Origin of the sequence: Malikia granosa, from assembly GCF_002980595.1 — a bacterium.
GTDB classification, from domain to species: domain Bacteria; phylum Pseudomonadota; class Gammaproteobacteria; order Burkholderiales; family Burkholderiaceae_C; genus Malikia; species Malikia granosa.
The window spans coordinates 19,090-29,873 of record NZ_PVLQ01000040.1; the positions used below are offsets into that span (position 1 = coordinate 19,090).

The following is a 10,784-nucleotide window of genomic DNA, read 5'->3' on the forward strand; positions in this document are numbered from 1 at the left end:
GACATGAGCAACACCATCTCCCTGACCCGCTACCTGATCGAACAGCAACGCGAGCATGGCCGCATCCCCTCCGAGCTGCGCCTGCTGATCGAAATCGTCGCGCGCGCCTGCAAGCGCATCGCGATCCAAGTCAACAAGGGCGCCCTGGGCGAGATCATGGGCAGCGCCGAGAGCGAGAACGTCCAGGGCGAGGTGCAGAAGAAGCTCGACATCATCGCCAACGAGGTGCTGATCGACGCCAACGAATGGGGCGGCCACCTGGCCGCGATGGCCTCCGAGGAAATGGAAACCATCCATGTGGTGCCGAACCGCTATCCGCAAGGCGAATACCTGCTGATGTTCGACCCGCTCGACGGCAGCAGCAACATCGATGTCAACGTCTCGATCGGCACCATCTTCTCGGTGCTCAAGAAGCACAACGACGACCCGCAGGCGATCGAGCCGGTGTCCGAGCAGGACTTCCTGCAGGCCGGCAGCCAGCAGGTGGCCGCCGGCTACTGCGTCTACGGCCCGCAGACCACGCTGGTGCTGACCGTGGGTGATGGCGTCGCGATGTTCACGCTCGACCGCGAACAGGGCAGCTGGGTCATGACCGCCGACCAGGTCCGCATCCCCGAGGACACCAAGGAATTCGCGATCAACATGAGCAACATGCGCCACTGGGATACACCGGTCAAGCGCTATGTCGACGAATGCCTGGCCGGCAAGGAAGGCGTGCGCGGCAAGGACTTCAACATGCGCTGGATCGCCTCGATGGTGGCCGACGTGCATCGCATCCTGACCCGCGGCGGCGTCTTCATGTACCCCTGGGACAAGCGCGAGCCGAACAAGCCGGGCAAGCTGCGCCTGATGTACGAAGCCAACCCGATGAGCTGGCTGGTCGAGCAAGCCGGCGGCGCGTCGACCAACGGCCGCCAGCGCATCCTCGACATCCAGCCGACCGAGCTGCACCAGCGCGTCAGCGTGGTGCTGGGCTCGAAGAACGAGGTCGATCGCATCACCGCCTACCACCTGGAAGCCGACGCGGCCAAGTGAGCAAAAACTGCGGCACACCCGATGCGCCGCAGCAAAAACAGCCCGTGAAAGCGCTATAATCACAGGCTGTGTCAACGCAAATTTGACATAAGTGCCGGTGTAGCTCAGTCGGTAGAGCAGCTCATTCGTAATGAGAAGGTCGAGGGTTCGATTCCTTTCTCCGGCACCAACAGAACAACGACTAGCCCAGCCTCAGTGCTGGGCTTTTTCGTTTCCGGGCCTGGCAGCCACGGACAGCGCACGCCGCAGCGCTGTCAGGCAGCAGCGCCTCAGCTCCCGGTCAGCGCAAGCCGGGCCTTGTCCGGCGAGCCTTCCAGACCGGCGCGGCCACCCATGGTCATGACCGTGGGCATGCTGAAGCTGTGATCGACCGAGGTGTAGTCGTAGTAGCCCAGGCGGGCCAGCGGCCGGATGCGTGGAATGTCGATGCGGCCATCCGGGGTCAGGAACTCGTCGGCGATGTGCACCGCCAGCACGCGACCGAACACCACGTCGACCGTGCCCATCGGGCCGTTGCCAGGGATGCGCACGGTCTGCAGGTACTGGCACTCGAACTGGATCGGCGACTCGGCCACGCGCATCGGGCGCACCAGGCGCGAAGGCAGCCGGCTCAGGCCGCAGACCTCGAACTCGTCCACCTCGGGCGGGAATTCCTCCGAGCTGCGGTTGACGGCCTCGCGCAGCTCGTAGGTCGCCATGTTCCAGACGAACTCGCCGGTCTGCTCGGCATTGACGGTGCTGTCCTTGCGCAGGCCCTCGGAGGTCTGGTTGGCCGAGAACATCACCGTGGGCGGATCGAAGGTGACGTTCTGGAACTGGCTGTAGGGCGCCAGATTCTGCACGCCGTCGCGGCTGACGGTGGAGATCCAGCCGATCGGGCGCGGCACGACGCAGGACTTGAAGGGATCGTAGGGCAGGCCATGGGACTGGCGACCAGGTTCGTAGTACATGGGAAATAGGGCAATCAAGAGGATGGACAAGATCCACCACCGGATTCACGGTGGCGGCTGATGCAGCGGGCGTGCAGGACAGGCACCGAATCAGTCGGCCTTGAAGCCGCTGGACTTCACGACCTGGGCCCAGCGCAGGCGCTCGGCCTCGACCAGGCGCCTGGCCTCCTCCTGCGAGCTGCCGGAAACGGTGAAGCCAGCCTCTTCCAGCCGCTTGCGGATCTCGGGCGACTGCACCGCCTTGACCGCCTGGGCGTTGAGCGTGGCGACGATTGCTGGCGCGGTGCCGGTCGGCACGAACAGCGTGAACCAGGCCGAGAAGTCGGCCTTGGGGTAGCCCGCCTCGGCAAAGGTGGGCAGCTCGGGCAGCAGCGGGCTGCGCCTGGGCGCCGTGGTGGCCAGTCCGCGCATCTTGCCGGCCTTGATCTGTGCCACGCCCAGGGCGGTGGACACCAGCGCCGCCTGCACCTCGCCCGCGACGATGGACTGCACCGCCGAGCCGGTATCGCGGAAGTGGATGGTTTGCACCGGGAAGCCGGCCATCTCGCCCAGCATGTCGGCACCGAAGTGACCCGGGGTGCCGGCGCCGAAGGTGGCGAAGTTGATCTTGCCGCCCTGGGCCTTGGCGACGCGCACGAAGTCGGCCACCGATTGCACCGGGGCATGCGGGGGCACCACCAGGATGAAGTCGGTGCGGGCCACCTCGGCCACGGGCGTCAGCTCCTTGATCGGGTCATAGGGCAGCTTGCTGAAGGCGGCCGGGGCGATGCTGATGGCGCTGACGTCGGCAATCAGGACGTTGTAGCCATCGGGTACAGCCTTGGCGATGGCGCCAGCCGCGATCTGGCCCCCCGCGCCGCTGCGGTTCTCCACCACGATCGACTGCTTCAGGTTCTCGCCCAGCTTGATGCCCAGGGTGCGGGCCAGCAGGTCGGGGCCAGTGCCGGGGGCAAAGCCGACGGCCAGCTTCACGGGTTTCTCGGGATAGCTGGCGGTCTGGGCAAAACCTGGGGTGAGCAGCGCGGCGCACAGGCTGGCAGCGGCCGCCACCAGGGTGCGGCGAGGGAGATGAAAGGCCATGGTCGGGAGTCCTGGAACACAAGGGGTTGACGACAGTGCAGCGCCACCCGGGGTAGCGCCGATCACGCCTTCACTGTAGGAGAGGACACCCGGCTGGCCTATCCCCCAAGAAGTCGACAGGAAAACCCTGAGGCCACTGCCCTGGCACACCTCATGCCGACGAGGACCCAGGACACCCGGGCCAAACCGCCTTCCAGGATAATCGTCCTCACTTTTTTCACCCGCGCCTTGGAACCGTCATGCAGCTGATTCCCGTCAATGCCCCAAGCCCCTCATCAGGCGGACTGGAAACCGCGCAACAGGCGCTGGCAGGGGTGATTGCCAGCATGGGGCGGCCCGACTTCGGCCACGCGGCCCTGGCACAGCTGAACCGCTGGATGCCGTTTTGCTGGATGTCGGTGTACACCGTGTTTCCGCACCGCCCGCCGCAACTGCACACCGTGGGCTGCTACCAGGCTGCCGATGGCACGCTGGACTCCTGGACGGTGTATCAACAGGGCCTGTACCGGCAAGACGACACCTTCCACATCGCCCGGGAACAGGTCCGGCCAGGCGAGATGGCGGTGATGCATTGGGTGGCCAAGGAAATTTCACCGCCGCACCGGGCCCAGATCTACCAGCGCCACGGCCTGCGCGAGCGTCTGACCATCGTGTCGAGCACGGACGACCAGGGCCTGTTTGCGCTCAACCTCTACCGCACCACCGAGCAAAGCGCGTTCTCCGACAACGCCATCGACGCGGTGCGGACCCTGGCACCGGCGCTGCTGGCCTGCGTGCAGACCAGTGCCGCCATCAGCCTGCAGACACCCCCTGCCCGGCCCGCCACGCCCTCCTGCCTGGAGGGTCTGCCGCCACGCGAGCGCGACGTGTGCGAGCGGCTGCTCAAGGGCTGGACACAGGACGGCATCGCCGCCGACCTCGGCCTGGCCCCCTCCACCGTCAAGACCTATCGCAACCGTGCTTTTGCCCGGCTGGGCATTCACAGCCGGCACGCGCTGTTCGCATTGGCGACGCAGGGCTAGGCTGACTGAGGCAGGCCGCGAACAGGAGAACTTACGGCCGGCTCACGCTGATGCTGCTGAACGCATTCTTGCTGGCGTCATACGCTAGCGATGCACCCGTCACATTGACCACGCCAAACTGGCTGGTGGTGTAGCTGCGGCTGATCGAGGCGCTGGTCAGCGTGCAGCTGCCCGTGCTGCCAGTCACGCAAGAAGCGCTGCCGCCGGGGCTGAAGCTGCCAGCCACCGTGGCTCCCGCCACCGCGCCGACGAAGTTGTAGCCATCGAACTGGCGCACCGTCACCGTCGCGCTGGCACGCCATTGATTGCCCGACTTCACGCCCTTGCCCGTGATGGCGCTGACCGCCACCGTCTTGAGCGTGGGGCTTGCGGGCGCACCGGCGGCCATCGAATAGACCAGGCGGTTCGGCGAGCCGCTGCCCGCGCCAGTCACCCGGTTCGGCGTGGCATTGGCGAGCAGGAACTCGGTCACGGCAGCGGGTGTCGCACTGCCGTTGGCGGCCAATGCCAAGGCCGCGACGCCCGTCACATGGGGCGCCGCCATCGAGGTGCCGCTCAGGGTGTTGGTCGCCGTCGTCGAGCTGTACCAGTCCGAACCGATGGCGCTGCCAGGCGCGAAGAGATCCAGGCAAGCGCCATAGTTGGAGTAGCTGGCCATCGAGTCGTTGCTGCTGGTGGCACCGACCGTGATCGCCGAAGGCTCGGAAGCCGGCGAGGTCTGGCAGGCATCGGTACTGGAATTGCCCGCCGCCGCAACCACCGTCACCCCCTTGGCCACCGCACCGGCCACCGAGGCGTTGAGCGATGCCGAGAAGGCGCCGCCGAGCGAGATATTCGCCACCGCCGGTCGCATCGCCGTCTGCCCGGCCATCCAGTCGATCCCCGCGATCACCCCGCTGTTGCTGCCCGATCCGGTGCAGTCCAGCACCCGGACCGGCACCAGGGTCACGCCCTTGGCGACGCCAAACTGGCTGCCGCCGACCGTGCCGGCCACATGGGTACCATGGCCGTTGCAGTCGGTGGTCCCCTTGCCGTCGGCAATCGCGCTGTAACCCGCCTTGACGCGAGTGCCGAAATCCACGTGGCTCGACAGGATTCCGGTGTCGATCACGAAGGCATGGACCCCGGCTCCCCGGTACTGGTAGTTGTAGCTGCCGTTGATGGGCAGCGAGGCCTGGTCGATCCGGTCCAGCCCCCAGGTCGGATTGGGCTGCTGCATCGGCGGAGCGATCAGCGTCTCGTTCAGGCTGACCGTCGCGTCCTGCTCGACAGAATCGACATTGGGATTGTTGCGCAGCGCCGCAACGGCTGCGGCGGGCAAGCGGGCAGCGAAACCCTTGATCGCGTGGCTGTAGCTGTGCAGCAAGCGCCCGCCCTGCTGCTGGGCCAGCTGCGCTGCCAGGGCCGCGGGCTCGGCCACCTCACGCTTGAAGACGACGATGTACTGACCGTCAATCGGATGCGAAACCGCTGACGGATGGGCCGCAGCCCCGGGCGCCGCATGCGCCACCGAAGCAGCAGCAATGACTAGCGACGAAAATACCATGGCCTGGCGCATTTGACATCACTCCAAATATGATCAAATCATTTTATACCCGCCACGAATTGAAATCAATGATCAATACTGACGAAACCTCCCTCATCGTTCGCCATCTCCGGATCCATGGCCTGGTCCAGGGGGTCTACTACCGCCAGTCGATGCAGGAACAGGCCGAGGCGCTCGAGGTGACTGGCTGGGTGCGCAACCGGCTCGACAGCACGGTCGAAGCCATGGTCTGCGGGACCCCGCAGGCGCTGGAGCGCCTGATCGAATGGTCCCGGTCCGGACCGCCCGCTGCCGTGGTCAGCCAAGTGGTGGTGAGCGAGGCCGAGGGCCGGTTCAGCGTCTTCGAGCGGCTCGACACGGTCTGATCCTAGACCAGGAAAGGCAGGAAGCGTCGGGTGCGAGCCATGTAGGCCCGGTAGGCAGGATGGCGCTGGCACAGCAGGCGCTCCTCGAGCGAGGCCTTGAGCCAGAGCACCAGCAGCAGTGCCAGCGACAGGCTGCCCGCCAGCAGCGTCGGCACGAAGGCGACACAGCCGACACTGAACAGCAGCAGCGCGGTGTACATCGGATGGCGAATCCAGCGGTAGGGCCCGGTCTGCACCAGATGGCCTGCGGCCTTGGGCTCGGGACGGATGTTGAAGTTGCCGGGCCGGTTGGCACTCAAGGCCCACAGCCCCAGGGCAATGCAGGCCAACCACAGGGCCGCCACCAGCCCGCCAGGAACAGCAGCGCGCAGCTGCAGCGCAACCGATCCGGCTTGCAGCAGCAGGATGCCGAACTGCAAGGTGATCAGGCTGGATTGGAAGGTTCTGCTGGCCATGTCGGTGCATCGAGTCGTTCATTATTGCCTGTGACGGCCACTGTTGTCGCCAGCCGGCTGGATCAGCCGCAGACGGCGGCCGGCCTTCCTGGCAGCGCACTGCGCCCGATCTACTTTTGCTTACAAGGGTTACAGCTGCTTGACCCCTGCCCGGCCCGACCGGCACGATACTTTGCACGTGGGCGTCACTCACCCACGACCTAGCACTCCTAGGATTTTCATCTGCTTCGAGACCTTTACACCCGGCCACCTGGCCGGGTTTTTTTTGCTCAAGGGCCGAGCGCAGCCAGGATGGGCGCTGGCGAGACGAAGGACGGCTGCAGGAAGGGGTTGCCCTGCACCAGCACGATGGCCGCCGTCGGTGCGGCCGACAGCGCGAACAAGGCGATCGAGACATAGGCGGCACGCGGGTTCTCGATATGTACCATCGCGATCGAGAACAGGGTCAGCAGGCCCAGGAAGGCCATGCCGAGCCATTTGAGCGGATTGACATGCATCTGGCTCAGCGCGATGCGCAGGTCGCGGTCGTGCCGGATGTCGCTGACCTGGGTCAGCATCAGCCCATGGACCGCGGGGCCGAGCTGCTCCGCGATCCGTCGGTCGGTGAGGGCCAGCAGCAAGGCCTTGGCTTGTTCGTCGGCATGCGCGCTGGAGCGGCGCTGCGCCAGGCTGGCCCATTCGTCGCTGCTGGCCTGGGCATAGCGGCCCAGGATGGCGCGCAGGTCCGAGCGCAGCGGCTCCTCGAGCTGGCCACCGAGCAGCATCAGGCTGCGCAGGGCATCGGCCTCGCGGTAGACCGCGCCGGTCGCCTTGTCGTGGGCCGACCAGGTGTCGTTGGCGATGAAGGCCAGCGTCAGCCCGAACAGCACGCCCAGGATGTTGATGAAGGGCGGCGCGACGCCGCGCAGCTCGCGCAAGCGGGACTTCCAGGGCGAATGGCGGATCAGCCAGACGATGAGCGCCACGGCCATGGCGGTGCCGACCAACGCAACCAGGGCGTAGCCGTAATGATCGTAGGTGTTGACGTTCAAGGCATCAGCCCCGCAGCAGCAGATAGAGCAGCGCCGCCGCCAGCAGGCCGACGACGGCCATCAGCCAGCCGAGCCGGACCCGGTTCGACTCGATCTGCCGGATCAGCTGGGCGTTCTGGTCGGCCAGCGCCTCGATCAGCGCCGACGACTCGGCCATCTGCTCGTGCAGGACCGACACCGTGGCCGCCAGCGCCTGCAGCTCGCTGCGCGTCGCCAGCTCGGGCGCTGGCGCGGCAGCGGCCTCGGGAGCCTGGGCCGGCTCCGGCGGCAGCGCCGGGGAGCGGGTCACCGTCTTCCAGAGCTTGCGCGCGCCCTCGACCACCTGGGGGGCGTTCGCGATGACGTCGTCCCAGGGCACCAGCTTCAATACCGTCATCCAGCCTATGGCCATCGGCTTGCTCCGTTCAATGGAAGGAAAGTGAAAAGGTCTGCGCCCATATGCTTCACTGTAACGCTCGATGGGCGGGCGGCAAGCGGCAGCAGGCCCACGCCAGCAGGACGACCTAGGGTAATCCCCAGTCGCCGTGGCCAAATCTGTGGACAAGTGGCTGGCGCGATCGGCAAGCCCTTGTCACGACTGGCCTTTATCAGGCTGCCCAAAAATCAGGCAGGCAAGCGGCTGGCCGGGGCAATCCGGTGCTGCCTGGGCTCAGTAGCGGCCATCAGGACTCGGTCTGGGGCAGCACCTCGGCGGCGCTGCGGAAGGCCTCGACAGCGGCCGGCACGCCGCAATAGATGGTCGCGTGCAGCAGCACCTCCTGGATTTCCTGCAGCGTGGCGCCATTGTTGAGCGCCCCGCGCAGATGACCCTTGAGCTCGTTCTGCTTGCCCAGGGCGGTCAGCATCGCCACCGTCACCAGGCTGCGGGTCTTGAGGTCCAGGCCCGGGCGCTGCCAGACCTCGCCCCAGGCATTGCGCGTGATGTGATGCTGCAGCGGCGCCGTGAAGTCCGTCACGCCGGCATAGGCGCGCGCCACGAAATCCTCGCCCATGACCTGCTTGCGCATGGCCAGTCCCTTGTCGAATTGCTCGTCGCTCATCTCTGCCCTCGCAAAAATCCTGATCTTAAGCCGCGGCCGTCGCTGGCAGCTGGCTGGCGCGCGGTGATGCGCTAGCATCGCCGCATGATTTCCCATTACGAAAGCGTGCGACACGCTGCGCTCTACCCGGAAGCCTTCAACCTGACGGCTCCCGATCCGCTGCCCGGACGCGACATCTGGCCGCGCCGGCCCGCCGTCTTCATCCGGCAGACGCCGGCCACGGTCGAGGCCGACATCGAGATCCAGCCTGCCGGGCGCGAGCTGGTCCAGGGCCAGTTCGGCCTCACGCCGGCCTGGGCCAAGTCGGCCTCGGACGCCAAGCTGCGCTCGTCCAAGCTGGTCAACGCCAGGCCGGACAGCGTGGTCGGCTCCAAGCATTTCGACCTGGCCTGGAAGGAGTCGCGCCGCTGCATCGTGCCGATGATGGCCTTCTTCGTCGACGACTGGCGCACTGGCAAGCCGGTGCCGACCCGGATTGCACGCGTCGATGGCCGGCCGATGGGCGTGGCCGGCCTGTGGGAGCGCTGGGGCAAGGTGGAAGGCGAATCCGTCACCGGCTTCTGCCTGCTGACGGTGAGCTCGCATGGCCACGGGCTGCTGCACCGCTACGACCCGCCCGGCGCCGAAAAGCGCATGCCGGTCATCCTCAACGAGGGTGCCTACGACGCCTGGCTCAATGCCCCGCTGGCCAAGGCGACCGAATTCATGCGCAGCTATCCGGCCAACTGGCTGACCGCCAATCCGGTCGAAAAAGGCTGAAAGACGCTGGGCAGCGCTGAACGGTCTTGCGCTGCGTTTCGAGCCCGGAGCGCGAAATCGGTTGACAATCCGGGCATGAGCCAATTGTTGAACATCGACTTCGTCTCCGACATCTCATGCCCCTGGTGCGCCATCGGGCTGGCCTCGCTGCTGGAGGCGCTCGAGCGCCTGCCGCCCGCGGTAGCGGTCAGCCTGAACCTGCAACCGTTCGAACTCAACCCCGATCTGCCCGAAGGCGGCCAGGACCTGGCCGAGCATCTGACGCAGAAATACGGCTCGACGCCCGAGCAACAGGCCGAGGTCCGCGCCACCCTGTGCCAGCGCGGCGCCGAGGTCGGCTTCGAGTTCGCGCCCGAAGGACGCGGCCGCATCTACAACACCCTGAAGGCGCACCGGCTGCTGCACTGGGCCGCGCTCGAGCACCCCGAGCGCCAGCTCGCGCTCAAGCAGGCGCTGCTGCAGGCCTGCCACCGCGACCGACTGCCGATGGATGCCGACGATGTGCTGCTGGCTGCCGTCGACAGTGCCGGACTCGACCGCGAGCGCGCGATCGAACTGCTGGCCGGCGACGAATTTGCCCAGGCAGTGCGCGAGCGCGAGGCCTTCTACCGCCAGGCCGGCGTGAACTCGGTGCCAACCCTGGTCATCGACCAGCGCTACGTGATCACCGGCTGTCACCCGGTCGAGCGCTTCGAGCAGGCCTTAAACCAGATCATCGCGGCTAGCCAGCAGCCCTGAGCGCGATGGCCAGGATCGTCGTCTACTGCCAACCCGGCGCCAAGCAGACCCAGCTCGCGGGCCTGTTCGACGGCAAGCCCAAGATCCAGCTCAAGGCACCGCCGGTCGATGGCGAGGCCAACAAGGCCTTGGTCGCCTTCCTGTCCCAGCAATGCGGCGTGCCCAAGTCGGCCATCCGCATCGAGATGGGCGCCAGCGGGCGCACCAAGCGGGTCGAGGTCGACGGACTCGACGAGGCCACGCTCAGGCTGGCGCTGGGGCTCGGTAGCTAGGACAACAGGGTGGGCCGCTTGCGCGGCTGGCCAGCCGCTGCGAGCCAGCCAGCCAGGACTAATTGAGCAGCATCTGGGGCGGCCGACGCGGTTCGGCCTCGCTGTCCTGCTCGGCGAGCTGCAGCGACTCGCACAGGTCGCGGCATTCACCGGCCAGGCGCGAGCAAAGACCCAGGAAATAGGCCTGTTGCTCGGCCTCCTGCTGGCGAAAATGCCCGATGCCTTCGCCCCCCACCAGGGTCAACAGGGACTCGAGCTGGGCCAGCTTGCTGCCAAGCCGCTCGAAACGGTCATGCGGTTCCGATCTTTTGTCCATCCGGTGCAACTCCCAGACTGATTCAGCACGTCGTCGTGCGCCTGAATGATTCTAGCGTTTGCTTGTCATGACTTTGCAGCAGTCACGGACGCAAAAAAAGAAACCCGGCGCCAGGCCGGGCTCAAAGACGTTACCTTCCCCCCTCACATCGCAATGTTGATTCGAGGCAACGCCG

General features: G+C 66.4%; 14 protein-coding genes and 1 tRNA gene. 7 read left to right on the forward strand and 8 right to left on the reverse strand.

Annotated elements, in window-relative coordinates; all coding sequences use genetic code 11:
* Positions 1–3 precede the first annotated feature (3 nt).
* Both C6P64_RS11765 and C6P64_RS11770 read left to right on the forward strand, forming a co-directional pair.
* Complete coding sequence (locus C6P64_RS11765) at positions 4–1,035, forward strand: class 1 fructose-bisphosphatase (RefSeq protein WP_105748762.1); 1,032 nt, start codon at positions 4–6, stop codon at positions 1,033–1,035.
* 93 nt (positions 1,036–1,128) lie between these two features.
* Positions 1,129–1,204, forward strand: a tRNA-Thr gene (locus tag C6P64_RS11770).
* A 100-nt stretch (positions 1,205–1,304) separates the two neighbouring features.
* Here the strand turns inward: C6P64_RS11770 and C6P64_RS11775 are convergent.
* Positions 1,305–1,985 carry a flavin reductase family protein gene (locus C6P64_RS11775; RefSeq protein WP_105748763.1) on the reverse strand — a complete coding sequence of 227 codons (681 nt, stop codon included), beginning with the start codon at positions 1,983–1,985 and terminating at the stop codon, positions 1,305–1,307.
* A 90-nt stretch (positions 1,986–2,075) separates the two neighbouring features.
* On the reverse strand, positions 2,076–3,065 hold the full coding sequence (locus C6P64_RS11780) for a Bug family tripartite tricarboxylate transporter substrate binding protein (protein WP_105748764.1): 990 nt from the start codon (positions 3,063–3,065) through the stop codon (positions 2,076–2,078).
* A gap of 239 nt (positions 3,066–3,304) precedes the next feature.
* Between C6P64_RS11780 and C6P64_RS11785 the strand changes: the two genes are divergently transcribed.
* Positions 3,305–4,087: a helix-turn-helix transcriptional regulator gene (locus C6P64_RS11785; RefSeq protein ID WP_105748765.1), complete on the forward strand. Its 783-nt coding sequence runs from the start codon at positions 3,305–3,307 to the stop codon at positions 4,085–4,087.
* Between the two features lie 31 nt (positions 4,088–4,118).
* On the opposite strand, the gene C6P64_RS11790 is transcribed toward C6P64_RS11785, so the two are convergent.
* The gene (locus C6P64_RS11790) at positions 4,119–5,645 is read right to left on the reverse strand and encodes a S8 family peptidase (RefSeq protein ID WP_105748766.1); all 1,527 of its coding nucleotides are present in this window, start codon (positions 5,643–5,645) and stop codon (positions 4,119–4,121) included.
* A gap of 56 nt (positions 5,646–5,701) precedes the next feature.
* Between C6P64_RS11790 and C6P64_RS11795 the strand changes: the two genes are divergently transcribed.
* On the forward strand, positions 5,702–5,998 hold the full coding sequence (locus C6P64_RS11795) for an acylphosphatase (protein ID WP_105748767.1): 297 nt from the start codon (positions 5,702–5,704) through the stop codon (positions 5,996–5,998).
* Positions 5,999–6,000: 2 nt separating this feature from the next.
* On the opposite strand, the gene C6P64_RS11800 is transcribed toward C6P64_RS11795, so the two are convergent.
* From C6P64_RS11800 to pcaC, 4 genes are all read right to left on the reverse strand, one after another.
* Complete coding sequence (locus C6P64_RS11800) at positions 6,001–6,453, reverse strand: methyltransferase family protein (protein ID WP_105748768.1); 453 nt, start codon at positions 6,451–6,453, stop codon at positions 6,001–6,003.
* 269 nt (positions 6,454–6,722) lie between these two features.
* Positions 6,723–7,484 carry a bestrophin-like domain gene (locus C6P64_RS11805; protein ID WP_245911709.1) on the reverse strand — a complete coding sequence of 254 codons (762 nt, stop codon included), beginning with the start codon at positions 7,482–7,484 and terminating at the stop codon, positions 6,723–6,725.
* A gap of 4 nt (positions 7,485–7,488) precedes the next feature.
* Positions 7,489–7,875, reverse strand: coding sequence for a hypothetical protein (locus tag C6P64_RS11810; protein ID WP_105748769.1), 387 nt, complete (start codon positions 7,873–7,875; stop codon positions 7,489–7,491).
* 271 nt (positions 7,876–8,146) lie between these two features.
* Positions 8,147–8,524, reverse strand: a complete 378-nt coding sequence (gene pcaC / locus C6P64_RS11815; protein WP_105748770.1) for a 4-carboxymuconolactone decarboxylase — start codon at positions 8,522–8,524, stop codon at positions 8,147–8,149.
* A gap of 84 nt (positions 8,525–8,608) precedes the next feature.
* Here pcaC and C6P64_RS11820 point away from each other — a divergent pair, with 84 nt between their 5' ends.
* The 3 genes from C6P64_RS11820 to C6P64_RS11830 all read left to right on the forward strand — a co-directional run bounded on the left by C6P64_RS11820 (position 8,609) and on the right by C6P64_RS11830 (position 10,293).
* Complete coding sequence (locus C6P64_RS11820; protein WP_105748771.1) at positions 8,609–9,283, forward strand: SOS response-associated peptidase; 675 nt, start codon at positions 8,609–8,611, stop codon at positions 9,281–9,283.
* A gap of 75 nt (positions 9,284–9,358) precedes the next feature.
* Positions 9,359–10,021 (forward strand): DsbA family oxidoreductase, encoded by a 663-nt coding sequence (locus C6P64_RS11825; protein ID WP_105748772.1) that lies wholly within the window; start codon positions 9,359–9,361, stop codon positions 10,019–10,021.
* A gap of 5 nt (positions 10,022–10,026) precedes the next feature.
* A complete protein-coding gene (locus C6P64_RS11830) occupies positions 10,027–10,293 on the forward strand; it encodes a DUF167 domain-containing protein (RefSeq protein WP_105748773.1) in 267 nt (88 codons plus the stop codon).
* 58 nt (positions 10,294–10,351) lie between these two features.
* Here the strand turns inward: C6P64_RS11830 and C6P64_RS11835 are convergent, their stop codons facing one another.
* Positions 10,352–10,609: a hypothetical protein gene (locus C6P64_RS11835; RefSeq protein ID WP_105748774.1), complete on the reverse strand. Its 258-nt coding sequence runs from the start codon at positions 10,607–10,609 to the stop codon at positions 10,352–10,354.
* Positions 10,610–10,784: the final 175 nt, after the last annotated feature.

What these genes read in the sequence shown, in the direction of transcription:
- C6P64_RS11820 (WP_105748771.1), top strand. Translation starts at nt 8,609, where the DNA reads ATGATTTCCCATTACGAAAGCGTGCGACACGCTGCGCTCTACCCGGAA.
- C6P64_RS11795 (WP_105748767.1), top strand. Translation starts at nt 5,702, where the DNA reads ATGATCAATACTGACGAAACCTCCCTCATCGTTCGCCATCTCCGGATC.
- C6P64_RS11765 (WP_105748762.1), top strand. Translation starts at nt 4, where the DNA reads ATGAGCAACACCATCTCCCTGACCCGCTACCTGATCGAACAGCAACGC.
- C6P64_RS11810 (WP_105748769.1), bottom strand. Translation starts at nt 7,875, where the DNA reads ATGGCCATAGGCTGGATGACGGTATTGAAGCTGGTGCCCTGGGACGAC.
- C6P64_RS11835 (WP_105748774.1), bottom strand. Translation starts at nt 10,609, where the DNA reads ATGGACAAAAGATCGGAACCGCATGACCGTTTCGAGCGGCTTGGCAGC.
- C6P64_RS11830 (WP_105748773.1), top strand. Translation starts at nt 10,027, where the DNA reads ATGGCCAGGATCGTCGTCTACTGCCAACCCGGCGCCAAGCAGACCCAG.
- C6P64_RS11775 (WP_105748763.1), bottom strand. Translation starts at nt 1,985, where the DNA reads ATGTACTACGAACCTGGTCGCCAGTCCCATGGCCTGCCCTACGATCCC.
- C6P64_RS11800 (WP_105748768.1), bottom strand. Translation starts at nt 6,453, where the DNA reads ATGGCCAGCAGAACCTTCCAATCCAGCCTGATCACCTTGCAGTTCGGC.
- C6P64_RS11780 (WP_105748764.1), bottom strand. Translation starts at nt 3,065, where the DNA reads ATGGCCTTTCATCTCCCTCGCCGCACCCTGGTGGCGGCCGCTGCCAGC.
- pcaC (WP_105748770.1), bottom strand. Translation starts at nt 8,524, where the DNA reads ATGAGCGACGAGCAATTCGACAAGGGACTGGCCATGCGCAAGCAGGTC.
- C6P64_RS11785 (WP_105748765.1), top strand. Translation starts at nt 3,305, where the DNA reads ATGCAGCTGATTCCCGTCAATGCCCCAAGCCCCTCATCAGGCGGACTG.
- C6P64_RS11790 (WP_105748766.1), bottom strand. Translation starts at nt 5,645, where the DNA reads ATGCGCCAGGCCATGGTATTTTCGTCGCTAGTCATTGCTGCTGCTTCG.
- C6P64_RS11825 (WP_105748772.1), top strand. Translation starts at nt 9,359, where the DNA reads ATGAGCCAATTGTTGAACATCGACTTCGTCTCCGACATCTCATGCCCC.